This is a genomic window from Myxococcus guangdongensis, from assembly GCF_024198255.1.
Lineage (GTDB): Bacteria > Myxococcota > Myxococcia > Myxococcales > Myxococcaceae > Myxococcus > Myxococcus guangdongensis.
In genome coordinates, this window is the sequence record NZ_JAJVKW010000017.1 from 197,221 (window position 1) to 219,528 (window position 22,308).

Genomic DNA, 22,308 nt, shown 5'->3' on the forward strand with positions numbered 1-22,308 from the left:
TGACGCTGTCACGGCTCTTCATCGGATGCGCGCGACTCGGGAGGAAGGGACTCATGAGAGCTCCGCACCGCGCACCGCCGGCAGCCAGGCATTCAGCTCCCATCCCTGCCCCTCTTCTGCGCGCCACTCCACGTGCCCTCCCAGTCGGGTGAAGCGCTCACGCATCCCGGTCAGCCCCGCGCCCGGCGTTGGAGCACGAGCGCCGTGCCCGTCATCCCGCGTGGTGACGCGGACACCCCCGCCCGCTTCCGGCGCGATGCGCACCCAGAGCTGCGTCGCTCGAGCATGCCGCAGCGTGTTCGTGAGGACCTCCTGGACACAACGGATGAGCGAGTGCGTCGCCTCCGGTGAATCGAGCGCCAGTGACTCCGGCACATCCAGATGCACGGTGAGCCCCGGAGTGCTTCGCGCGAGTTCTCGAAGCGTTGCAAGCAACGGCTCGGGCGACTCCCTCAACGCGGACACCGACTGGCGCACCTCCGAGAGCAACGTGCGTGAGGCCTCTCGGGCACGGCGCAGATGCTCGGCCGCGGCCGGGTCCTTCACCGTGTGCACGGCGGCCTCCAGGTTCAGCGACAGCGCGGTGAGGTGATGCCCCAAAGAATCATGAAGCTCACGCGCGATGCGCAGTCGTTCCCCTTCCCGCTCCCGCGCGGCGAGCAGCACCTGCGTGGCTTGGAGCTCCACGTTGAGCCGGGCCAGCTCGGCGCGGGCCTTCGCCTCGCGGACCATGACGACAGCCGAGCCCAGCGTGAATCCCTGGAACCCGACGAAGATGAGCGTCTGGAGCAGCGCGCGCTCCAACGGGTAGATGACGAGGAAGACGCCCAGCATCGCCACCGACTGCACGAGGACCCAGACCGTCGCGCGCCGCTGGGACATCATCTCGGGAGCCTGTCCCGCGATGATGGCGAGCAACGCGCCCTCCACGCCCGTACCTCCCGTGGCGATGACGACGAGCGCCGCCACGGTCTGCACGGCCATCAGCACCGGGCCGCCTTGCCCCCGAGAGCGAGCACTTCGCCAGTACCCCACGCCGAACGCGAGGAACCCGAGGAACCACGTCAGCACTCGCGGCGAGGCGAGCACCGAGGGGCGCCGGAGAATCTCCTCGCAGTAGGAGGAGCCGACCACGGCCCACGTGAGCAGCCCGGCCACGAGCAACAACCGATGGACCGATGCCGACTTGCGCGTGTGGTGCTTCGAAGCCATGGAGGGGCAGCATAGGGCCTCCCTTTCCGGGGGGACATGTGCCGGAAGTCACAGGGCGCCCGTGTGACTTCCCGCAGATGTGGGCCCCGGAGCGCTCCCGTACCTTGGCCTCGTCTCGCAGCACACGGGAGGCCCGCATGTCTTTCTATGTCCTGGCTCGCACGCTCCACATCGCCGCCGGCGTCATCGGCTTCGCCGCGCTGTGGCTGCCCTTGGTGGCTCGCAAGGGCGGCTCGCTCCACAAACGCGTGGGCTGGGTCTACGTGGCGGCGATGGCCGTCGTGTCCATCACGGGCTTCCTCCTCTCGGGCTGGCGGTTCCTGCAGGGACCAGAAGTGCGCTCCGCGGCCCTGTTCTTCATCTACATCAGCGTCCTGAGCGGCACGTCCGCGTCCATGGGCGTGCGCGTGCTCCGCACCCGCGCGAGGACGACAGCGAATCGCAATCCCTATGACCTCGGGATGTCGGCGCTGACGCTCGGGCTCGGACTGTTCACCGCGGCGTGGGGGCTCGCGGTGAGCATGCCGCTGCTCTGGGGCTTCTCGCTCGTGGGAATCATCCTGGGGGCATCGTCGCTGCGGTACTGGCTGCGCCCGCCCCAGACGCGCATGCACTGGTGGTTCCAACACATGGGCGCCATGGTGGGCTCGGGCATCGCGACGCTGACGGCGGTGCTCGTGGTCAACGCCCGTCACCTGGGCATCGACGGCATGCAGCTCGCGGTGTTCCTGGGGCCCACGGTGGTGGGAGTCACCGGGCTCAAGCTGTGGGAGCGATACTACCAGAAGAAGTTCGCGCCCAAGGCCCGCGCCACCACCGTCGCCACGGCGCCGGCTACACCTTGATGCGGATGGCGGCGGGCAGGAGCGTGAACGTCGCGGGCAGGCGGCCCGGCGTCTCTCCATCGACGTCGAGGAACACCTCCTGCTCGTCGACGGGCTCGGCGTGCACCGACTGGCAGCGCAGCCGACGCGTGCCCTTCCAGGTGACGTGGGAGCCGTTGTAGACGCCCTTCGACTTGAGCAGGAAGTCGCTCAGGCCGTAGCCGGACCAGATGGTGATGTCGAAGGCGCCATCGTGGGTGATGGCATCGGGCGCGACGAACATGCCGCTGCCGAAGTAGCGGCCATTGGCCACGGCCACGGCGGTGACATCGAGCGTCTCCGCGGGCCCGCCGTCCGTGGACACCTTCACCTTGCGCTCGGTGTACTTCACCAGCCCCTTCAGCGTGCCCCAGACGAAGCTGAAGTTGCCGCCGAGCGCCTTGCTGCCGCTGTTCACTTCGCGGGCCACCACCGCGCTGACGCCGAACGAGGCGATGTTCGCGAAGTAGCGCGTCGCGGGCTTGCCGTCGTTGTCGATGAAGTCGAGCCGGCCCACGTCGAACGGCTCCGTGGTGTCGGTGCGCAGGCGCTCCAGGGAGGACTCGAGGTCCAGGCCCCAGCCGAAGGTGCGACGGAAGTCGCCGCCAGTGCCACGGGGGATGAGACCGAGGGCGGCGTTCGGGTTGATGGCCTTGCCATCACGGAAGAAGCCGTTCGTCACTTCGTTGAGCGTGCCGTCACCGCCCACGGCGACGATGCACTCGTAGCCCTGGTCGAGGGCCTCGCGGGTGATGCGCGCGGCGTCCATCCCGCCCTGGGTGAAGCCATGCCCGAAGTCGCCGAGCACCCTTCCCACCTGCGCGGCAATCTCCACCCAGCGCTTTCCCGTCTGACCATTCGCGCTGCGCGGGTTGACCACGAGGAACGTCTTCATCGGCACCTACCCCTCCCTGTAACGCCCCTGTTTACGCGGTTGTTGCGCCAACCTCCACTTCGCGGCACCCCGCCCCGGGGCATCCAGGTCCCCGCGACCCCGCCCCCCGCTGACGCAGCGCACAGGCCCCGGCCGTTTGAGGCACGACCAGGCCGTCACCCCTCGGCGACGCCCACCTCCCGGGCGGATGACACATTCCAGTCGGAGGGCAGGTCCGCGTCGCAGAAGGCGCAGACGAACCACCCCTCCTTCACCAGGGTGACTTCACCGCACGCAAGGCAGCGCCGGAAGGCCATCGCCACGGAGAAGCCCGAGGGCGAGTGGAGCCCCAGGAGCGCCAGGGACCGGGCCACCGCGGCCCAGCACGTGACATCCGGGCAGTAACCGGTGGACAGGTTCGAGACCTCGGCGACAGCAGGCGGCCCTCCGTTCAGCCGAAAACGAATCTCTCCAGCCGCGAGCACCTCCTCGCCATCCGCGCATGCGACGTGTTCGGAGCGGCGCGGAGCCAGGCGCAGGCGTCCGCGCAGGTCGACGACGTAGGTCGCTCCTTCATCGAAGGCTTCGGGGTGGACGGAGAGCCAGGAGCAGAGCTCCGACAAAGACGTCACGGGTGTCCCAGGAGTCCCGAGCGAGCGCTGCCGTATCTCCCGGGACCCCACATAGCTGTAGGCAAGGAATCGCATGCGCCGAGGACGGACCAGGGTGGGGCTCACGGACAGGCCGCACCATACAAAGGCCGTGCGATGTCCCGCCCCTCTCTCATCGCATCGGCAGGACTGCCCCCAGCTACGGCCAAGGCACTCGCACGGCGGGATACTTGAGGCAGCGAGGGTGCTTGGGAATCGTCGTTCCCTTCACGTAGCCAAGACAGAAGACGGGCTTGCCGGTGGCGCGGAGCATCGCCTCGACAGCCTGGCAGCGAGCCTTGTCGAGGCTCACGGCGGGCTTGCCCCAGCAGCATAAGAACGCATCCGCGTTGGCGGCCATGGCCTTCAGGAACCGGTCCGTGTGGCGATCCCACAGAACGAGCCCTGGCCCTCGAAGCATGGCGGGATTCTTGTCGCAATAGGAGAAGACGTTGGCCATGAGCAGCCGGGTGAATCCCCACTGCCGGGCGACATTGACCAACTTCGACACCGTCTTGTCCGAGGCGAACCGCGTCGCTGTCGACGGGTTGCAGCCACAAGCCATCAGGACACGCTCCTGCCCAGCGATGGTCGGCATGAGGATGTAGTCGAGATAGTAGCGATGGAGTCCGTTCCGCCGATGGGGTGCGAAACAGTCCCGCGTCGCCAGCACCTTCACCTTGCTCGCCTTGAACATGAACGAACGACGACCTCGTGGCGATTCGAGAAGGGACATGGGGTGGGCGCTCCCGAAGACAGCGGTGTCTTCAAAGATAAACATCGCGCCAGGGGTTCTCCACCCCACCTCCGCTTTCCACATCAAATGCGCAAAGAGCCTTCGAGCACCGTCACGGCGACACCACCGATGCGCACCTGCTCGGGCTGCCCCGCGCGTCCGGTGACCTCGACCTCGATGCGGCCGGGCTTGCCAATGGCATCTCCCTGCTCGATACGGGCCCGGACCGTGCCTCCCGCGGCCGGCAGCTCCAGCACGCCGTGCATCGCCAGATACATCCCGAGCGGCCCACCCGCCGCCCCTGTTACCGGGTCCTCCGCGATGCCGACTCCCGGCGCGAAGTAACGCGAGTGCGCCACACTCCCCGCCTCACGCGTGTCGCGAGTGAAGACATACACACCCGTCATCCCATGGGGACGGAGCAGTTCGGCCAGTGGGCCCGAGCGCGGGGCCAGCGCCCACACGTCCTCCCGTCGACGCATTGGCACCATCAGTCGATGTCCGTTGCGGAGCACCGGCAGCGACGTGTCGACCATGTCCACCGTCCCGCCCACGAGCGCCAGCGCCTGTGCCAACGACACCGGCGACTCCGCCCAGGGACGCTTGGGCGTCTGAATCCACGCCCGGCTCCCACTCACCTCCGTGGCCTCGAGTTCCACGTCGAGCACGCCCGCTCCGCACTCCAGCCGCGTCGTCCCCGAGCGCGGCAACAGCGCTCGCTCGGTCAGCAGGTGGAACGTCGCCACCGTGGCATGCCCGCAGAACTCAATCTCATCCGTGGGCGTGAAGTACCGCAGCTTCACCCCCTCCGCCCCTGGCCCCGTCAGCACGAAGGCCGTCTCCGACGCCCCCACCGCCGCGGCGATGCGCTGCATCGCGTCCACTCCCAGCCCCGCCGCATCCAGGACCACTCCCGCGCGGTTGCCGGCTCCCGGCGTCCGCGTGAAGGCATCGACAATGCTCACCTGCATGGTGTGCTCCTCCGCTGGCCACCTCGCTCGGTGGCCGTGGATTGTACCGAAACAATCGACTTCGAAAATCGACACAATCGATGCATTGCGCGAAGCCGCCCGTCAACCGTATGAATTGTCACCATGACAATCTGGACGCCCAGCCTCCGCGACCGGGAGGGTCCGCTGTACCGGGTCATCGCGGATGCGCTCGGCGCGGACATCGAGGAGGGCCGCCTCGCGCCGGGAACACGCCTGCCTACTCATCGGGAGCTCGCTGAGAAGGTCGGCGTGACCGTGGGCACGGTGACCCGCGCCTACTCCGAGGCGGAGCGGCGAGGCCTCATCGGCGGTGAAGTGGGCCGAGGCACCTTCGTCCGCCACCGCGACACACCCCGCCACCTGCCCTCCCCCACACCCAACGAAGGGGATGACGGCCTGGTGGAGCTCGGCCTCAACTGGCCCGCCACGCCACCCGGCGACGCGGCCGGCGCAGCGTTCCTGAAGACACTGGAGGGATTGCAACGCTCGCCCCGTGTCGCGGAGCTGCTCGAGTACGCCCCGCACCTGGGCCACCTCGCGCACCGCGAGGCCGGCGCCGAGTGGATGTCCCGCTTTGGCCTCGACGTGTCCCCCGCGCGCATCATGGTGTGCTCCGGTGGCCAGCACGCGATGGAGGTGGCCCTCAACGTCCTCACGCGCCCGGGCGACACGGTGCTCTGCGAGGCCCTCACCTACCCAGGGCTCAAGGTGCTCGCAAGCCGGCTCCACCTGCGCTTGCAGGGCGTGGCCATGGATGCGCAGGGGCTCCTGCCCGAAGCCCTGGAGGCCGCGTGCCGAGGCGGCGCGAAGGTCCTCTTCTGTCTGCCCAATCTCCAGAACCCCACCGGCGCCATCATGTCCGAGGAGCGCCGCCGCCGCATCGCCACCGTGGCCCGCAAGCACGAGCTCTCCGTCATCGAGGACGACGCCTACGGACTGCTCCTCGACAAGCGCCCACCACCGCTCTGCGCACTGTTGCCCGAGTCCGGCTGGTTCATCGCGGGCGTCTCCAAGCTGCTCGCCCCGGGGCTGCGCATCGGCTACCTCGCGGCGCCCGAGGGCCCTGGCACGGAGCGCCTCGCGGAAGAGGCAGCGCTCGCCTCACGCATGACACCGGCGCTCACGGCCGACATCGCCGCGCGCTGGATACGCGATGGCACCGCGGACGAGCTCGTCACCCGCCGTCGACGCGAGGCCCGTGAGCGACTGGAGCTGGCGAAGGAAGTCCTCGGAGACAGGCTGCGGAAAACACCCGCAAACCACGTCACCTACCACCTGTGGCTCGAGCTGCCCGGCGGCTTCCGAGCGGAGCCATTCACGTCCCAGGCCCGGCGGCGCGGCGTCTCCGTGACACCCGCGGAGGTCTTCAGCGTGGGACCCGCCACCGCGCCGGCGGCGGTGCGCGTGTGCCTGGGAGCACCGCGCACCCGCGCCGCGCTGGAGAAGGGCCTCCAGCGCCTGAAAGACACGTTGGAGGGAGGACCAGAACCCCTCGCCTCCATCGTCTGACGACTACTTCTGCGGCGGCGGCACCGGACGGACATGCAGCTCGCGCAGCTGCTTGTCGTCCACGTCGCCCGGCGCGCCCGTCATCAGGTCCGTGCCCGTCTTCGTCTTCGGGAACGGAATCACGTCGCGCAGCGACTCGGAGCCGGTGAGCAGGAAGGCGAGCCGGTCCATGCCCAGCGCGATGCCACCGTGCGGCGGCGCGCCGTACTTGAGCGCGTCCAGCAGGAAGCCGAACTTCGCCTGCGCCTCCTCGTCGCCGATGCCCAGCGCCTTGAAGACCTCCGCCTGCACCTTCGGGTCATGCAGACGGATGGAGCCGCCGCCAATCTCGAAGCCGTTGAGCACCACGTCGTAGCGGTGGCACTTCACCCGACCCGGGTCCGTGAGCAGGTACTGTACGTCACCGTCGTGCGGCCGCGTGAAGGCGTGGTGCGCCGCCACCCACGTGTTCGACTCCTCGTCGTGCTCGAACAGCGGCGGGTTCACCACCCACAGGAACTTCCACTGGCCGCCGCTGCCGTACTCCGGAATCAGCCCCAGCTTCTTGGCGACGTGCACGCGCAGGTTCGCCATCACGGTGTGGACCAGCGCCTCCTTGCCGAACTGGAACAGGAGCAGGTCGCCCGTCTTCGCGCCCACCGCCTGGTTGATGGCCGCGCGCAGCGCCGGCGTAATCGTCTTGGACAGGGGCGACTGCGTCCACTCGCCCCCCTCGCCCACCTTCGCGCGCGCCAGGCCCTTGGCGCCCGCCTGCTTGGCGAACTCCTCCAACTTGTCGCTCTCCGCGCGGCTCATCGCCTTGTCCGCGGGGATGACCATCGCCTTGACGATGCCCTTGTTCTGCACCGCCTCGAACATCATCGGCACGCCGCCCGCCTCGCCGTGCTCGCGAATCAGGTCCGTCAGCACCGTGTGCTCCAACCCGAAGCGCAGGTCTGGCTTGTCGTTGCCGTACTTCGCCATGGACTCGTAGAAGTCCATGCGCATGAACGGCGTGGGCACGTCGATGCCCAGCACGTCGCCCCACAGCTTCTTGATGAGCCCCTCGATGATGGTGAAGATGTCGTCCTGGCTGACGAAGCTCATCTCCACGTCGATCTGCGTGAACTCCGGCTGCCGGTCCACGCGCAGGTCCTCGTCACGGAAGCACTTCACGATCTGGAAGTACCGGTCGAAGCCCGCCACCATGAAGAGCTGCTTGTAGAGCTGCGGGCTCTCCGCCAGCGCGTAGAACTTGCCCGCGTTCATCCGGCTGGGCACCAGGAAGTTGCGCGCGCCGCCGGGCGTGTACTTGCCCATGAACGGCGTCTCCAGCTCCAGGAAGCCCTGCTCCACCATGTACGAGCGCGTCAGCGCGTTCATCTGCGAGCGCGTGCGCAGCGACTTCTGCAGCGGCGCGCGGCGCAGGTCCAGATAGCGGTGCGCCAGCCGCTTCTCCTCCGACGTGTCGATGGCGTCCTCAATCGGGAACGGCGTCGGCTCCGAGCGGTTGAAGATGGTGAGGTCGCTCGCCTGGACCTCGATTTCACCCGTCTTCATCTTCGGGTTCACGTTCTTGCCGCGCGACACCACCTTGCCGCGCACGCCGATGCAGTACTCCAGCCGCAGGCTGCCCGCGAGGCCGTGCGCCTCCGCGTGGTCCGGCTCGAACACCACCTGCGTCAAGCCGTCGCGATCCCTCAGGTCGATGAAGACCGCGCCACCATGGTCGCGTCGATTGTGCACCCAGCCGAAGAGGACGACCTCCTCGCCGACATTGCGCGCCGTGAGCTGGCCGCAGGTGTGGGTACGCTTGACCTCGGAGATGAACGGGACTGCCATAAAGACCGCCTGCGCTGTGCGTAGAGGGAAAAGGCGCGGCACCATAAAGAGCGTGGAAACGACGCGTCAAGGAGTCCGCGCCGGCCTGACAGCTCCCAGACGGTCGCCGCCTGACGTGGGTTCCTGACCGGCCCCGGAGGGCCTCCCGCCGCGCCCGCCTGTCGCCGCCATGCCTCCAGAACCCCACGGGCCCCACGTCCTCGTCCCCAGGCCCGGGATGCTCGGCCCCCTGCCCTGTCCGGACGCGCGCCCACACCCCGCGTCTCCCTCACGCGCCGCGGACGCCTGGAGGGGAATACACGTTCCGCCCGGACCGGAGTAAAACGGCCCCATGCTCCGAACAGTCATCGCCACCACCGCCGTGCTCGGCCTGGCCGCCGGCTGTGCGCCCGACCCCAGCGCGCCCATCAAGATTCGCGCCCTGGTGCTCTCCAGCAACGGGCAGTACATCCCCGAGGAGGTCGAGCTCAAGACGGTCTCCGACATCGTCGGCCTCAGCGGCAGCGTGGCCGACCTGCGCGGCGGCGCACGCATCGTCTTCGACGCCAACGACCCGGACCTCAACCGCGCCACCACGCCCGAGGCCTTCGCCAACGCCCTGCTCAAGGGCGAGGGCCGCGACGTCACCGCCAGCTACATCACCCAGGACGACGTGCTGTGGCCAGCGGACTTCCACACCTGGAACATGGTGACGACGTATTACAACCTCGAGCGCTCGTTCGATTACTTCCGCGAGGTCACCAACATCCCCGTGGCGGACTTCAAGAAGCCCGTCGCGACGTACTACTTCCCCGAGTTCGTCATCACCTCGGTGGACAATGATCCGCTCAAGGACAACGCGCTCTACTTCTCCGCGATGGAGTCCTTCCTCGTGCTGCCGTTCGACAAGCTGCAGCGCGCGCCGCTCGCCATCAACGCGGGCGTCATCACCCACGAGTACGCGCACCGCGTCTTCAACCTGAAGGCCTACGGCGGCAACCCCTTCCCGGAGGCGCTCTCCGTCTGGTCCAGCGCCGGCGGCCCGAGCCCCGGCGCCAACATCCTCAAGTCCTTCGACGAGGGCCTGGCGGACCTGCACGCCTACGGCGCCACCTGCCGCTCCAAGAACGGCTGCAACACGCGCTTCCTCACCACGTCCTTCCACGGCCCGGACTTCGGCCGCATCCCCGAGGACCGGGACCTGGCCAAGGCGGACCGCTGCATCGACCAGAACCTGCGCGACTCCCTGCGCGGCGCCAGCCTGGACCAGTTCAGCGGCAACGAGTACCGGGTGGGCACCATCTTCGCGAGCGCCCTGTACCAGGCCGGCCAGTCCACCGGGCAGATGGACATCCTGCTGCGCTCCATCGTCACCGCCTACAACGACGAGTCGCTGGCCACGCCCGGCCTGCTCCAGCTCACCCGCCAGTACCTCTCCAACCAGACCAACTTCACGCTCGCGGTGGCCGCCGGCGCCATCATCACCCACGTCACGGACCTGCGCCTGAAGGAGGCCGTCTGCAACGAGCTGATGGACCACCTGCAGATTCCCCGGGATCTGCTCGTGGGCACCACCAACCCCAACCTCTGCCCGCCCAGCGCCGCTGGCGGAACCACCTGCCCCCGCCTGAGCGACGACTGATGAAGACCGCCACCGTGAAGACCTGGCTGAAGCGCTGCCTGTTGGGCGGCCTGCTCGTCGCGCCCGCCGCCCACGCGCAGACCGACGATGACCCCTACGCCTACCCGGAGGACGAGCCGGGCCCCACCCAGGAGCAGCTCGACGAGGAGGAGGCCTACGAGCGCCGCCGCCGCAACGCGGACCAGGTCCAGGAGTTCCGCGACATCGCCGAGCAGGAGGGTGAAGAGGGCGACTTCAAGCGGCTCGCCGGCACCGACGACCCGAACAAGGGCTTCGCCGCGGAGCTCATCGCCGGCGCCCTGCTGCTCGACTCCTCACGCGGCCGCTTCGCCGAGCCCCTGTTCGGCATGGGCATCCGCGCCACGTGGGAGTACGGCCGCATCCTCGACATCGAGCCCTTGCGCGAGGCCCTCTGGGCCGACCTGCGCTGGACGTTCGCCCGACAGACCGACGGTACCGACTTCCTGAAGGCCGGCTTCAGCCAGCACTACTTCACCATCGCCCCCGCCTACGAGCTGAAGTTCGGCAAGTCGGACTTCGGCGTCTTCGGCCAGGTGGGCGGCGGCATCGGCTACCAGTCCACCTTCGTCGACATCGACAGCGCCAAGACGAACGTGAGCGGAATCAAGCCCGTCTTCCAGTACGGCGTGGGCCTGCGCGGCCGTCCCCGCGTGTTCGGAGACAGCAACATGAGGCTGTCCTTCCGCGTGGAGGCCCTGGGCTTCCGCCGGGGCTACCTCAACGACTTCTTCCTGGGCGGCAGCGCCGGCGTCGCCTTCTAAAGAACACTTCCCGGCCGCGCTCGCTCCACCGCGGGCGCGGCCGAGTGGAAGTTTTTCCACCTCCAAGCCTCCGTGCGTTCCCCCGTCCCTCGGCATTCCGGGGAGTTGGGGGTTGGCATATGCCCTGCTTGTGTCCACCGTCGGGTGTGGGCGTGAGGCCCTCAGGGCGGCGCGGGGAGGCGAGGCATGACAGGCGTGCAGGGACAGACGCAGGGCCAGGGCAAGCACTGGGATCCGGTGTGCGGCAAGCAACTGGAGACACCGGAGGGCCAGCCCTCCTCGGAGTACAAGAAGCGCCGGTACTTCTTCTGCTCGGAGCGGTGTCGCCACACCTTCGAGCGTCAGGCGGAGCGCTTCCGTCTCAACGAGCTGGCTCGCGTGGGCGCGCTGATGACGCCCGGCCGGGTGCGCTGGGGACTCGCCTGAGGTGACGCCGGCAGGCCCGCGCGTCAGGTGCGCGGGCCCGCCCTACGGCCCCAGGACTACGCGGCGACGCGCACGTCCTTGAGGCGCAGTGACAGCTTGCGCTGGCCCCGGAAGGTGTCGAAGCCGGCCTGGAAGGCCAGGTCCACCGGCCCCTCCACCAGCCGCACGCGGTCCGCCATGCCGAAGCCGATGGCGTCCAGCTCCGGCGCGTCCATCAGGGCGAGCTTGAGATGCCCGTGGCTGCCCGCGGACTTGGCCGGCAGCACGCGAGGACGGGCCACCTGGTGGCGCAGCACCAGCACCGGCTCCGGGTTGCCCTGACCGAAGGGCCCCAACCGCTGGAGCGCCTCCACCGCCGTGGCGTCCAGCTCCCGGGGGCTCACCACCGCGTCCACGCGGCAGCGGGGGATGAGGTCCTCGGGGGACAGGCGCTGGAGGGCAATCTTCTCGAAGGCCTCGCGCAGCGCGGGCAGCTTGTCCGCGTCGATGGTGAGGCCCGCGGCGTGCTTGTGGCCGCCGAACTTGGTGAGCAGCTCCGAGCAGCCGCTGAGCGCGTCGAAGAGGTGGAACGCCTCGATGCTGCGCGCCGAGCCCTTCCCCACCCCATCCTTCACGCCCACCATGACGGTGGGCCGGTGGTAGCGCTCCACCACGCGCGAGGCGACGATGCCGATGACGCCCGGGTGCCAGCCCTCGTCGTAGAGGACGAAGCCGCGCGCGTCCCTGCGCTCCTCCGCCTGCGCCAGCGCCTGCGTCAGGATGGTGCTCTCGATGCCCTGGCGCTCCGCGTTGGCCCGGTCCAGCACCGACGCCAGCGCGCGCGCCGACTCCAGTGACTCCGAGCAGAGCAGTTGCAGGCCCAGCGACGCGTCATGCAACCGACCCGCGGCGTTGATGCGGGGCCCCAGTCGGAAACCCACCTGGCCCGCGGTGATGGGGGTGTCCGGGTCCATCCCCGCCACCTCCTTCAGCGCGCGCACACCGGGACGACGCGCGGCGGTGAGCTCCTGCAGCCCATGCGTGACGAGGATGCGGTTGGCGCCGGTGAGCGGCACCACGTCCGCCACCGTGGCCAGCGCCACCAGGTCCATCAGCGCCTTGAGGTTGGGCTCCTTGCGCGTGGCGAAGTAGCCGTCGTCGCGCAGCCGCTTGCGCAGCCCCATGCAGAAGTTGAAGGCCACGCCCGCCGCGCACAGCGCCTTGGTCGGGTACTCACAGCCGGGCTGGTGCGGGTTGAGCACCGCCACCGCGGGGGGCAGCGTGGGCGGCACCGTGTGGTGGTCCACCACCACCACGTCCAGCCCCAGCTCCTTCGCGCGGGTGATTTCGGCCACGGACGTGATTCCGCAGTCCAGCGTCACCAGCACCCGCGTCCCATCCCCGGCGATGCGCTCCACCGCGCCCAGGTTCAGGCCATAGCCCTCGTCCAGCCGGTGGGGGATGTACGTGGCGAGCTGCGACATGCCCAGCTCGCGCAGGAACAGGAACAGCAGCGACGTGGAGCACACCCCGTCCACGTCGTAGTCACCGTACAGCGTCACCTTCTCGCGCTTGTGCAGCGCGCGCACCAGCCGCTCCACGCCCGCCGCCATGCCCTTCATCCGGAAGGGGTCCGGCAGGTCCGCCAACCTGTCTGACAGGAATGCCGAGGCCGACTCCGGCGTCCGGTATCCCCGATGCAGGAGCACCCTCGCCGCGAGCGGATGGAGCGACAGCTCCCCAGCCAGCGACCCGACCTCCTCCTCGACCACGTCTGGAAGCAACCACCGCACTCGCGAGCTCCCCTCCTCGGCGCACGCAACTCCTCCGTGGCCGGGACGAAATCTTGACACGCGAGACAGTACCTCAGACGTCTGACGAGGAAAGTCCAACCTGGGGCACGACATTTCCCTTCCTGATCACGCGTTCAGGCATGCGCTTGCTCCGCTGCCTGCCAGTGGGGAGCGCGGCGTGCACCCGGTGCACAGCTTGAGTGCACACCACCTGATAGGGAGGACGCATGTTTTCAAGGGGTATCCAGGTTGGAGCGCTCGCGCTCGCGATTCTCGCTGCGGGGACGGCCTCCGCGCAGGAGCGCAAAGCGGGCAAGCGCGGAGACGTCAACGTGTTCCTGAAAGGCGGCCTGGGTGACTACACGGGCAACCTGGGAGATCTGACGAGCACCGGTCCGTCATGGGGTCTGACACTCAACGTGCAGCCCACCACGTTCCTCGGGTTCGAGCTCGGCTACGAGGGCTCCCAGAACGGCATCAACGACGTGCGCATCCTGGATGATGGCCCGTCCATCGTCCGCCAGGGTGGCAGCGCGCTCGTGAAGCTCTCGCCGCCCATGCTCACCTCGGTGCGGCCCTTCGTCGGCGCGGGCTTCGGCCTGACGTACGTGGACGTGCGCGGCACCGGCGGCGGCTTCTACGACAACGACACCATGGAGGAGGTGCCGCTCGCCGCGGGCCTGGAGTTCAACAGCGGCGCGCTCACCGCCGGTGTCCGGGCCACCTACCGCCTGCTGATTGACGACGCGGGCTTCGCCAACGGCGCGGTGGAGGACACCGACGGCGGCCTCTTCGACGCCTCCGTGACGCTGGGCGCGCGCTTCTAGCGCACGTCCCGCCAGAAACACCGAGGGCCCTGACTTCCGAACCTCCGGAAGCACAGGGCCCTCTTTCGTGTCACGTGCCCCCGAAGGGGCTCACCCGGCCTTCGTGCTTCAGGCCGGCGCGGTGACGCGGGCTTCCTTCGCCGCGGCGCGCTCATCCAGCCAGATGGTCAGCGGGCTGGCGATGTACACGGACGAGTAGGTCCCCACCAGGATGCCCACCAGCATGGCCATGGCGAAGTCGAAGATTTCGCCCACGCCGAAGATGAGCAGACCGATGAGCGACAGCGCCGTGGTGCCGGAGGTGAGGATGGTGCGGCCCAGGGTGTCGTTGATGGCGATGTTGATGACCTCCGCGAAAGGCTTGCCCTTGAACTTGGCCATGTCCTCGCGGATGCGGTCGTAGATGACGATGGTGTCGTTCACCGAGTAGCCGACGATGGTCAGCAGCGCGGCGATGGCCGTGAGGTTGAACTCGCGGCGGCTCACCAGGTAGTAGCCCGCCACCATGATGACGTCGTGGAGCATGGCCAGCAGCGCGCCGGGGCCGAACTTGAAGTCGAACCGGAACGCCACGTAGATGAGGATGGCCACCATGGAGTACAGCAGCGCCATGACGCCGCGGTTGCGCAGCTGCTTGCCCACCTGCGGACCGACGTAGTCCACGCGGCGCTGCTCGAAGTCGGGCTTCTCCAGGCCGGCGCTCAGCGCGCCGAACACCTTGTCCGCCATGCCGCTGGCGACGACCTGGTAGTCGACGCCCGTGCCGCCCTGGTTCTCGCCCAGGACGCGGACCTCCTGCACGCCGGTGCCGGACTTCTCCACCGCCGCCTTGATGGCCTCCGCCGTCAGCGGCGCCGAGGAGCGGAAGTTGACGATGCCGTTGGCCAGGTCCGCGTAGACGTTCTTCACGCTGCCCAGGCTCTCGATGGCCGCCTTGACCTTCTCCGCGTTCTCCTCGTTGAGCTGCGTGACGCCGCCCATGCGCAGGAGGAACGCGTTCTCGGTCGCGCTGCCGATGTTCTGCACGCTCACGTCGTGCAGATCACCCTTCTGCGCGCGCTCACGCACCTCGGCCGCGGAGATGGGGTGGTCGAACTTCAGCTCGACCACCGTGCCGCCCGCGAAGTCCACGCCGTAGTTGAACCCCACCGTCGCGATGCCCACCAGGATGGCCAGGTTGACGATGGTGGAGATGAAGACCGCCGGCTTGCGCTTGCCGATGAAGTCGATGTTGGTCTTGTTCTTGAGGATCTGCATGGCAGTTTCCCGGGCTCCCGCCGGTCAGACGGACACCGACTGCGCATTACGGCCGTGGACGAAGTAGGTCATCAGCACGCGCGTGACCATGATGGACGTGAACAGCGAGGCCAGAAGCCCGATGATCATCGTGGTGGCGAAGCCTCGCACCGGTCCCGTTCCCGTGAAGAACAGGATGAAGCCGGCGATGAGCGCCGTCACGTGCGCGTCGAAGATGGTCCAGAAGGCACGATCGTACCCCTGGTCCACCGCCGCCTTCGCCGTCTTCCCGTGGGCGAGCTCCTCGCGGATGCGCTCGTTGATGAGCACGTTGGCGTCCACCGCGACGCCCAGCGTCAGCACGAACCCCGCGATGCCTGGCAGTGTCAGTGTCGCGTTGAAGAACGCCAACCCCGCCAGGATGAGCAGGCCGTTGAGGAGCAGGGCCACGTCCGCGATGAGCCCCGACTTGCGGTAGTACAGCGCCATGAAGAGCACCACCAGGCCCAGGCCCACCAGCACGGCCAGGCCGCCCTTCTTGATGAGCTCGTCACCCAGGCTCGCGCCCACCTGACGAATCTCGCCCACCGTCACCGGCGCGGGCAGCGCGCCCGCCTTGAGCACCAGCGCCAGCGTCTGCGCCTCGCCCAGCCACTCGTCGCGGGTGCGAGCACCCATGCGACCCATGGTGATGCGCGCGCGGCCGCCGCCGATCTTCTCGTTGATGTTCGGCGCGGTGTGGACGTTGTCGTCCAGCACGATGGCCATCCGGCGGCCCACGCCCGCCTCGGTCAGCTTCTCGAACTCGCGCGCGCCGGCCGGGTCGAACGCGATGTTCACCTCCGGCTCGTTCATCTGGTTCACGGACGCGTCCGCGCCCGCCAGGCTCTCACCCGTGAGCGGGACGTTCTTGTCCAGGAGGTACGTGCGGTACGAGGAGCACTCGTTCTTCTTCATCGGGTTCGCGATGCACTCGGTGACGACCTGGCGGTTCTCCGGAACCTTGTCCTTCGTGTACTCGAGCAGCGCCTCGCGCGAGGCGCTCTGCAGCTGGGCGAAGCCACCCTCGTCCGTCACGGTGATGTCGCTGCCCGCAGGGGGCGGCGTCGTCTGGAGCATCTGCGCGAAGAACTGGGGGTTGGTGTCGTCCACCATCCGGAACTCGAGCTGCGCGGTGGTGCCCACCAGCTCCTTGGCCTGCTCCGGGTTGCTGCGACCGGGCAGCGAAATCTGGATGGAGTCGGTGCCGAGCTTGCGCACGTCCACTTCGGCCACGCCCCACTTGTCGATGCGGCGGCGGATGACGAGCATCGCCTGGTCCACCGCTTCCTCACGGAAGCGATTCACCTGCGTGTCGTCGGGCGACAGCACGAGCGTCGCGCCGTTGCGGTTGACCCGCTTGAAGTCCCCGAAGGTCGCCAGGACGTCCTTCTCGATGGCGTCCATCGTCGCCGGGTCCTTCGCCGTCAAGGTGAGCTGGAGCTTCTCCGGATCCGTATCCGCCGTGACCTCGCCGAGCTTCTTGTCGGCGACGTACGTGGCGATCTGCTGGCCTCGGCGCTCGGTCCGCTTCTGGAGCGCCGTCTTCGTGTCCACGCGCATCACCATGTGGATGCCGCCCTGAAGGTCCAGGCCCAGGTTGAGCCGGTACTTCGCGGGAGGCGCCCACGCCGGCAGCTTCTCCTCGAGAAGCGCCAGGTTGTTGCGCTGGTCACGATCCATGACCACCAGCGTGTAATACGTCGGAATCAGGAACCAGAAGGTCCCCAGCGTCACCGCGACAATCAGTCCAAACTTCCACCACCAGCCGCGGTCCATTTTTACTTCTCCTCCTTCTTCTTCTCTTCGGTCGGCGCCCCCGCCTGCGCGCCCTCGGCCACCGTGCCCTTGGCACTGATGGACGTCTTCAGGATGCGGACGCGAACCCCGCTCGCGACCTCCACCGTCACGGTCCGCTCGTCCACCTGGTGGATCTTCCCGAGCATGCCGCCCGCGGTGACGACCTCATCGCCCTTCTTGAGCGAAGTGAGCAGGTTGCGGTGCTCCTTCATCTGCTTCTGCTGTGGGCGGATCATCACGAAGTACATGATCGCGACCAAGCCCACGAGTAGGGCCAGGGTGTTCAGCGGGCTCGTCCCGCCCCCGGCCTGCGCCAGCATCAAAAAGCTCTCAGCCACAGACTGCCTCGTCGGTTGTGGAAGGCTTGGGATGGGGGACCCCCCACGCTAATTCGAGGAACCCATCCTGAAAGGGGGCCCTCTTAGCAAGGGGTCCCCATGTGAGCAAGTGAACGCGGGAACCCCGACATCCCAACCGCCCGCTCAGCGGCCACGGGTCCGCTCGACCTCCTGGGCCCGTGCCCTCTCACGGAAGTCCCGGGCGAAGGCGGCGTAGCGGTCCTCCGCGATGGCCCGGCGCACCTGGGCCATCAACCCCAGGAAGTAATGGAGGTTGTGGAGGGTGTTCAGGCGCATGGCCAGGATCTCCCCCGCCGCGAACAGGTGCCGCAGGTAGGCCCTGCTGAAGTTGCGGCAGGTGTAGCACGAGCACTCAGGGTCCACCGGCCGGGGGTCCTTGGCGAACGCCGCGTTCCGGATGGTGAGCTTGCCCTCCGAGGTGAAGAGCAGGCCGTTGCGTGCGCAACGCGTCGGGAGCACGCAATCGAACATGTCCACCCCGTGCTCCACGCACGTCACCAGGTCCACGGGGGTGCCCACGCCCATGAGGTAGCGGGGCTTGTCCCGGGGGAGCAGCGGCGCCGAGTAGGCCACGCCCGCGTGCATGGCCTCGGGGGCCTCGCCCACCGAGTAGCCGCCCAGCGCGTAGCCGGGCAGGTCCACCGCGCACACCTCCTCGGCGTGGCGCTTGCGCAAGTCCTCGTGCAGGCCGCCCTGGACGATGCCGAAGAGCGACGAGCGCCCCCGGGTCCACGCCTTCTCGCACCGGTGCAGCCAGCGGGTGGTGCGCGCCAGGGACTTCTCCAGATACGAGCGCTCGGCGGTGGAGGGAGGGCACTCGTCGAACGCCATGATGACGTCCGCGCCCAGCGTCTCCTGGATGTCGATGGAGCGCTCGGGCGTGAGGAAGTGCCGCGCGCCGTCGAGGTGGGACTGGAAGGCGGCGCCCTCCTCGGTGATTTTGCGCTTCTCCGACAGGCTGAAGACCTGGAAGCCGCCGCTGTCGGTGAGCATGGGCCGGTTCCACGAGACGAACTGGTGCAGGCCGCCCATCTCGCCCACCAGCGCCTCACCGGGGCGCAGCATCAGGTGGTACGTGTTGCCGAGGATGATCTGCGCGTCGATGGCGAGCAGGTCATCCGGGCCCACGCCCTTGACGCTGCCCACGGTGCCCACAGGCATGAAGATGGGCGTCTCGATGGGGCCGTGGGGCGTGTCGAGCCGTCCACGGCGGGCCTTGGTGCCGGAGGCGTCCTCGTGGAGCAGCTCGAACTTCACCATGCCCGGCGCCACCCGCGTGTCGCCCTTCTCCCGCGTCGCCTCGCGCGGCGTGCCCGCGTCCTGCTCGTGCTGCTCACCCATGACACTCACTCCGACACCAGCATGGCGTCGCCGTAGCTGAAGAATCGATATCCCGCGCGCACCGCCTCTGAATACGCGGCGAGCGTGCGTTCCCGGCCCAACAAGGCGCTGACGAGCACCACCAACGTGGAGCGCGGCAGGTGGAAGTTCGTCAAGAGCGCGTCCACCTGGCGGAAGGTGAAGCCCGGGCGGATGAAGAGCGTCGTCTCGCCGGGGCCCTCGCGCAGCTGTCCCGTCGCAGCGTCCGTGGCGGACTCCAACGTGCGCACCACGGTGGTCCCCACGGCCACCACGCGCCGACCTTCCGCCTTCGCCGCGTTCACCTCGCGCGCGGTGGACTCGGGTACGGTGTAGCGCTCGGGGTGCATGTGGTGCTTGTCCAGCTCCTCCTCACGCACGGGGAGGAAGGTGCCCGGCCCCACGTCCAGCGTCACCAGGGCGCGGCGCACGCCCCGGGCCTCGAGCGCGGCCAGGGTGTCCTGGGTGAAGTGGAGGCCGGCGGTGGGCGCGGCCACGGCGCCGGAGGCCTTGGCGTACACCGTCTGGTAGCGCTCGGCATCCGCGGCATCGGGCTCGCGGGTGATGTAGGGCGGCAGCGGCAGGCGGCCAGCGGCGTCGAGCAGCGAGGCCAGCGAGGCACCTGGCGGCGCGTGGAAGCGCACGCGGTACTCCCCTCCTCCCAGGACCTCGAGCACCTCGGCCTCCAGGCCGCTGGCGAACGTGAGGCGCTGGCCGGGCTTGAGCCCCTTGGAGGCCTGGCCCAGGCAGAGCCAATCGAGGGACTCGGGGGCACCACCGAGCGCGGCCGAGGTGAGCGTGGAGGCGGCCGGACGCACCACCAGCAGCTCCACGCGACCTCCGGAGCCGGCCTTCTGGCCCAGCAGGCGCGCGGGGATGACGCGGGCGTCATTGAGGACGAGCAGGTCTCCAGGGCCGAGCAGCTCCAGCACATCGGAGAACTGGCGGTGGCTGACGTCGCCCGATGAGCGGCGCACGTGCATCAGCCGCGAGGCGTCGCGCTGGGCGAGCGGCGCCTGGGCAATCTGGGACTCGGGGAGCTCGAAGTCGTAGTCTGAGAGGCGGGACGACACGGGGTTGGCGCTTGTAGCAGCCCCCACGCCGCCTCGGAAAGCGCGCCGACGTCGGGGGCCTCAGTAGAGTTGCTGCAGCTCGGCGCCCGGATAGTAGTGGGTAAGGATTTCCAGGTACCCCTTGCCCTTGTCAGCGAGCGCCTTGGCGCCCCACTGGCAGAGCCCGGCCCCATGGCCATAGCCGCGTCCGGAGAACTGGTAGCCGTGGTCCGTCCGCTCCACCTCGAAATCGAGGCTCTTGAGCCGGGTGTAGCCGAGCCTCCGCCGGAGCTCCACGCCGTCCACCGAGCTGCCGTCTCCCATCGTGACGCGGGTGACGCGGCGGGTGGACGTGCGGGCGGTGACCTTCATGCCCTGGGCGGGCCGCTTGAGCGCCGCCTTGATTTCGGTGTCCGACATGGAGGCGGACCAGCGACTCGCGGGCAGTCGTCCACACGGGCAGTCGACGGGCTGCAGGTAGGGCAAGTCCCGATGGAGGGCGTCCTGGCCAGACTCGGTGCGACCGCCGCAGGAGGCGTGGAAGTACGCCTCGATGGGCGCGAGCTCGTAGGTGAGCACCTGCCCCCGGGTGGCATCCACGGCGACGCGGGTGCGCGGGTCCTCGCGGTTGACGCCGCCGTACACCTGGTGGAGCACGCTGCTGCCCAGATGAAAGGCGTTGCTGTAGGCATCCAGTTTCTTCTGCAACGCGTAGGTGCGAGCGGCCACGGCCTGGGCCTTGAGGGCCTCGGGCGGGAAGGACACGGGCATCTCGCTGCCGAGCACCGCGGCCAGGTAGTCCTCGAGGGGGATGACGTTGATGAGCTGCAGGCCCTCGCGCAGGGGGCGCACGACGACGTCGCCGCGCACCTGGGTGTTGCCCGCCTTGATGGGCTGCTCCCCGGGAGTCGTCCCCGCATCCTCGGACGTGCTCAGGCCCGCGCGAAAGCGCACCGAGTCGCCGAGCACGGGCGCGCCGTTGACCTCGAGCTTGCCCGCCTTGCGTCGGACGATGGCGACGTCCGAGGGGATGGAGACGAAGGTGGCCTCCTCGCTGTCGGTGCCGAAGCCGAGGCCCTGTCCCCGGATGCGCACCTCACTCCCCGTGTCCTCGATGGCGATGCGCAGGGTCTCCACAGCGAACGAGCGTGGAGCGGCGAGCAGGAGCAGGAGGAGTGCAACAGGTCGCAACATGGCCTGGGAGTGTAGGAGGGTGGCCACGTGCCTCAAGAAAACGACCGGAGGATGGGCGAGGATGGTGCCCACGTGACACCTCCCGAGTCCTCCCCTTCCCGACTTCCCCCCCAGGCCTTCGTCCGGGCCCTGCGAGAGATGGAGCCCCGCTCCGCGGCCGTCCTCACCCGTCGACTGGTGACAGGGGTGTCCCGGGGGGACTGCGCGCGCTTCTATGGCATCACGGACGAGGCGCTGTCGGTGATGCTCCTGCGGGCGGCGGTGTCGCTGACGCGGAACGTCGTCCCCGAGGCCCGGGAGCCCGCGACGGCCGAGGAGGAATCGGCCTGGGCGAGGATGCTCGCGGCGGCGCTGGAGCGCGAGGACGCCCCGGTGCCCATGGGACTGGTGCCCGTGGTGGAGACGTGTCGCCGGCTGCGCGCGGTGAGTGGCGACGTGACGACGGGGCTCGAGGCCGCGACGAAGGAGGACCAGGCGTCGCCCCAGCGGCGTCGTGAGGACTGGCTGCGCAGGCTCGCCGTCATCGCTCTCCTGGCGCTGACGGCCTATCTGTACCTGTCACGTCCCGAGGAGCCCCCTCGCCGTCCCGGCACGCCGCCACAGCAGCCCACCGCGCCAGACTCAGGACGACCTTGAGCCTCCGAGCGCCGGCGAACCCCGGGAAGTGTCCGAGGTGCCTCGTGGCAAGGGACGCAAGGCACAGCCTCCCTCCACGCGAACAGCAGCCAGCGCCCACACGAAGCGCCGGTCATCGGCCGACATTCGGAGGCGGGGGTGCTGGACGACGGGACGACCCGGCGCGTAAGGGATGCGCATGCGAGCCCTCTCCATCGCCCTGCCCTTCGTCGTCCTCACGTCTCTCCTGACGGGCTGCGCGCGCAACGTGGACACCCGCGTCGCGGGAGATGACGACGCGGCCATCGATGGCGCCGCCGCGCGGCTCGAGGAGCTGCGGGTCCGGACCGGGCGCGACGACCTGACGTGCGAGCAGCGCTGCGCCGCGGCGACACAGACGTGCGAGGTCTCCGAGCAGCTCTGCGCCCTGGTGGACCGCCACGCAGACCGCGACGACCTGCCCCCGCGCTGCGCCGAGGGCCGGGAGCAGTGCTCCAGCGCCCGGGACGGCTGCACGAGCTGCCGCAATGGCTGAGCCCGGCGGCCCCCGTTAGCGGGGTTCACGGGAT

Annotated in this window: 21 protein-coding genes; 8 read left to right on the top strand and 13 right to left on the bottom strand. The window is 68.9% G+C overall.

The features are described 5' to 3' along the window. Window positions 1–51: 51 nt before the first annotated feature. Complete coding sequence (locus LXT21_RS38120) at window positions 52–1,212, bottom strand: sensor histidine kinase (protein WP_254043148.1); 1,161 nt, start codon at window positions 1,210–1,212, stop codon at window positions 52–54. Between the two features lie 137 nt (window positions 1,213–1,349). Here LXT21_RS38120 and LXT21_RS38125 point away from each other — a divergent pair, with 137 nt between their 5' ends. Next, window positions 1,350–2,057, top strand: a complete 708-nt coding sequence (locus tag LXT21_RS38125) for a DUF2306 domain-containing protein (protein WP_254043149.1) — start codon at window positions 1,350–1,352, stop codon at window positions 2,055–2,057. Here the strand turns inward: LXT21_RS38125 and LXT21_RS38130 are convergent. The 4 genes from LXT21_RS38130 to LXT21_RS38145 all read right to left on the bottom strand — a co-directional run bounded on the left by LXT21_RS38130 (window position 2,047) and on the right by LXT21_RS38145 (window position 5,306). Continuing rightward, window positions 2,047–2,970 (bottom strand): diacylglycerol/lipid kinase family protein, encoded by a 924-nt coding sequence (locus LXT21_RS38130; protein WP_254043150.1) that lies wholly within the window; start codon window positions 2,968–2,970, stop codon window positions 2,047–2,049. The genes LXT21_RS38125 and LXT21_RS38130 overlap by 11 nt on opposite strands. Before the next feature lie 155 nt (window positions 2,971–3,125). After that, window positions 3,126–3,581, bottom strand: a complete 456-nt coding sequence (locus tag LXT21_RS38135; RefSeq protein ID WP_254043151.1) for a hypothetical protein — start codon at window positions 3,579–3,581, stop codon at window positions 3,126–3,128. Window positions 3,582–3,759: 178 nt separating this feature from the next. Next, window positions 3,760–4,335, bottom strand: coding sequence for a DUF1643 domain-containing protein (locus LXT21_RS38140; protein WP_254043152.1), 576 nt, complete (start codon window positions 4,333–4,335; stop codon window positions 3,760–3,762). Window positions 4,336–4,418: 83 nt separating this feature from the next. After that, window positions 4,419–5,306, bottom strand: coding sequence for a PhzF family phenazine biosynthesis protein (locus LXT21_RS38145; protein WP_254043153.1), 888 nt, complete (start codon window positions 5,304–5,306; stop codon window positions 4,419–4,421). A 123-nt stretch (window positions 5,307–5,429) separates the two neighbouring features. On the opposite strand from LXT21_RS38145, the gene LXT21_RS38150 reads away from it, so the two are divergent. Then, a complete protein-coding gene (locus LXT21_RS38150; RefSeq protein ID WP_254043154.1) occupies window positions 5,430–6,836 on the top strand; it encodes an aminotransferase-like domain-containing protein in 1,407 nt (468 codons plus the stop codon). A gap of 3 nt (window positions 6,837–6,839) precedes the next feature. Here LXT21_RS38150 and aspS read toward each other — a convergent pair whose 3' ends face one another. Beyond that, window positions 6,840–8,657, bottom strand: coding sequence for an aspartate--tRNA ligase (gene aspS / locus LXT21_RS38155; protein WP_254043155.1), 1,818 nt, complete (start codon window positions 8,655–8,657; stop codon window positions 6,840–6,842). Window positions 8,658–8,988: 331 nt separating this feature from the next. Between aspS and LXT21_RS38160 the strand changes: the two genes are divergently transcribed. From LXT21_RS38160 to LXT21_RS38170, 3 genes are all read left to right on the top strand, one after another. Beyond that, window positions 8,989–10,278: a hypothetical protein gene (locus tag LXT21_RS38160; protein ID WP_254043156.1), complete on the top strand. Its 1,290-nt coding sequence runs from the start codon at window positions 8,989–8,991 to the stop codon at window positions 10,276–10,278. Continuing rightward, window positions 10,278–11,060 (top strand): hypothetical protein, encoded by a 783-nt coding sequence (locus LXT21_RS38165; RefSeq protein WP_254043157.1) that lies wholly within the window; start codon window positions 10,278–10,280, stop codon window positions 11,058–11,060. Before LXT21_RS38160 ends, LXT21_RS38165 begins: the two co-directional genes overlap by 1 nt. A gap of 186 nt (window positions 11,061–11,246) precedes the next feature. Continuing rightward, a complete protein-coding gene (locus LXT21_RS38170; RefSeq protein WP_046714783.1) occupies window positions 11,247–11,486 on the top strand; it encodes a YHS domain-containing protein in 240 nt (79 codons plus the stop codon). Window positions 11,487–11,542: 56 nt separating this feature from the next. Here the strand turns inward: LXT21_RS38170 and recJ are convergent, their stop codons facing one another. After that, on the bottom strand, window positions 11,543–13,258 hold the full coding sequence (gene recJ / locus LXT21_RS38175) for a single-stranded-DNA-specific exonuclease RecJ (RefSeq protein WP_254043158.1): 1,716 nt from the start codon (window positions 13,256–13,258) through the stop codon (window positions 11,543–11,545). 227 nt (window positions 13,259–13,485) lie between these two features. Between recJ and LXT21_RS38180 the strand changes: the two genes are divergently transcribed. Continuing rightward, window positions 13,486–14,085, top strand: coding sequence for an outer membrane beta-barrel protein (locus tag LXT21_RS38180; protein WP_254043159.1), 600 nt, complete (start codon window positions 13,486–13,488; stop codon window positions 14,083–14,085). A gap of 108 nt (window positions 14,086–14,193) precedes the next feature. Here LXT21_RS38180 and secF read toward each other — a convergent pair whose 3' ends face one another. The 6 genes from secF to LXT21_RS38210 all read right to left on the bottom strand — a co-directional run bounded on the left by secF (window position 14,194) and on the right by LXT21_RS38210 (window position 21,124). Next, the gene (gene secF / locus LXT21_RS38185; protein ID WP_254043160.1) at window positions 14,194–15,342 is read right to left on the bottom strand and encodes a protein translocase subunit SecF; all 1,149 of its coding nucleotides are present in this window, start codon (window positions 15,340–15,342) and stop codon (window positions 14,194–14,196) included. A 24-nt stretch (window positions 15,343–15,366) separates the two neighbouring features. Then, window positions 15,367–17,139, bottom strand: coding sequence for a protein translocase subunit SecD (gene secD / locus LXT21_RS38190; protein ID WP_254043161.1), 1,773 nt, complete (start codon window positions 17,137–17,139; stop codon window positions 15,367–15,369). A gap of 2 nt (window positions 17,140–17,141) precedes the next feature. Beyond that, window positions 17,142–17,498, bottom strand: coding sequence for a preprotein translocase subunit YajC (gene yajC / locus LXT21_RS38195; protein ID WP_254043162.1), 357 nt, complete (start codon window positions 17,496–17,498; stop codon window positions 17,142–17,144). A 144-nt stretch (window positions 17,499–17,642) separates the two neighbouring features. Beyond that, entirely contained in the window at window positions 17,643–18,779 is a 1,137-nt protein-coding gene (gene tgt, locus LXT21_RS38200; protein WP_254043176.1) for a tRNA guanosine(34) transglycosylase Tgt, read from the bottom strand. A gap of 86 nt (window positions 18,780–18,865) precedes the next feature. After that, complete coding sequence (gene queA / locus LXT21_RS38205; protein WP_254043163.1) at window positions 18,866–19,951, bottom strand: tRNA preQ1(34) S-adenosylmethionine ribosyltransferase-isomerase QueA; 1,086 nt, start codon at window positions 19,949–19,951, stop codon at window positions 18,866–18,868. Between the two features lie 60 nt (window positions 19,952–20,011). Further along, window positions 20,012–21,124 carry a SpoIID/LytB domain-containing protein gene (locus tag LXT21_RS38210; protein WP_254043164.1) on the bottom strand — a complete coding sequence of 371 codons (1,113 nt, stop codon included), beginning with the start codon at window positions 21,122–21,124 and terminating at the stop codon, window positions 20,012–20,014. A gap of 27 nt (window positions 21,125–21,151) precedes the next feature. Between LXT21_RS38210 and LXT21_RS38215 the strand changes: the two genes are divergently transcribed. Both LXT21_RS38215 and LXT21_RS38220 read left to right on the top strand, forming a co-directional pair. Continuing rightward, window positions 21,152–21,760 (top strand): hypothetical protein, encoded by a 609-nt coding sequence (locus LXT21_RS38215; protein WP_254043165.1) that lies wholly within the window; start codon window positions 21,152–21,154, stop codon window positions 21,758–21,760. 178 nt (window positions 21,761–21,938) lie between these two features. Beyond that, the gene (locus LXT21_RS38220; protein ID WP_254043166.1) at window positions 21,939–22,274 is read left to right on the top strand and encodes a hypothetical protein; all 336 of its coding nucleotides are present in this window, start codon (window positions 21,939–21,941) and stop codon (window positions 22,272–22,274) included. The last annotated feature ends 34 nt before the right edge of the window (window positions 22,275–22,308 follow it).

Excerpts from the sequence above, each read along its gene's own strand:
- LXT21_RS38150 (WP_254043154.1), top strand. The coding sequence starts at position 5,430 with ATGACAATCTGGACGCCCAGCCTCCGCGACCGGGAGGGTCCGCTGTAC.
- LXT21_RS38210 (WP_254043164.1), bottom strand. The coding sequence starts at position 21,124 with ATGTTGCGACCTGTTGCACTCCTCCTGCTCCTGCTCGCCGCTCCACGC.
- aspS (WP_254043155.1), bottom strand. The coding sequence starts at position 8,657 with ATGGCAGTCCCGTTCATCTCCGAGGTCAAGCGTACCCACACCTGCGGC.
- LXT21_RS38130 (WP_254043150.1), bottom strand. The coding sequence starts at position 2,970 with ATGAAGACGTTCCTCGTGGTCAACCCGCGCAGCGCGAATGGTCAGACG.
- LXT21_RS38170 (WP_046714783.1), top strand. The coding sequence starts at position 11,247 with ATGACAGGCGTGCAGGGACAGACGCAGGGCCAGGGCAAGCACTGGGAT.
- secF (WP_254043160.1), bottom strand. The coding sequence starts at position 15,342 with ATGCAGATCCTCAAGAACAAGACCAACATCGACTTCATCGGCAAGCGC.
- LXT21_RS38120 (WP_254043148.1), bottom strand. The coding sequence starts at position 1,212 with ATGGCTTCGAAGCACCACACGCGCAAGTCGGCATCGGTCCATCGGTTG.
- LXT21_RS38145 (WP_254043153.1), bottom strand. The coding sequence starts at position 5,306 with ATGCAGGTGAGCATTGTCGATGCCTTCACGCGGACGCCGGGAGCCGGC.
- LXT21_RS38220 (WP_254043166.1), top strand. The coding sequence starts at position 21,939 with ATGCGAGCCCTCTCCATCGCCCTGCCCTTCGTCGTCCTCACGTCTCTC.
- LXT21_RS38160 (WP_254043156.1), top strand. The coding sequence starts at position 8,989 with ATGCTCCGAACAGTCATCGCCACCACCGCCGTGCTCGGCCTGGCCGCC.
- LXT21_RS38180 (WP_254043159.1), top strand. The coding sequence starts at position 13,486 with ATGTTTTCAAGGGGTATCCAGGTTGGAGCGCTCGCGCTCGCGATTCTC.
- LXT21_RS38125 (WP_254043149.1), top strand. The coding sequence starts at position 1,350 with ATGTCTTTCTATGTCCTGGCTCGCACGCTCCACATCGCCGCCGGCGTC.
- secD (WP_254043161.1), bottom strand. The coding sequence starts at position 17,139 with ATGGACCGCGGCTGGTGGTGGAAGTTTGGACTGATTGTCGCGGTGACG.
- tgt (WP_254043176.1), bottom strand. The coding sequence starts at position 18,779 with ATGGTGAAGTTCGAGCTGCTCCACGAGGACGCCTCCGGCACCAAGGCC.
- LXT21_RS38140 (WP_254043152.1), bottom strand. The coding sequence starts at position 4,335 with ATGTCCCTTCTCGAATCGCCACGAGGTCGTCGTTCGTTCATGTTCAAG.
- LXT21_RS38165 (WP_254043157.1), top strand. The coding sequence starts at position 10,278 with ATGAAGACCGCCACCGTGAAGACCTGGCTGAAGCGCTGCCTGTTGGGC.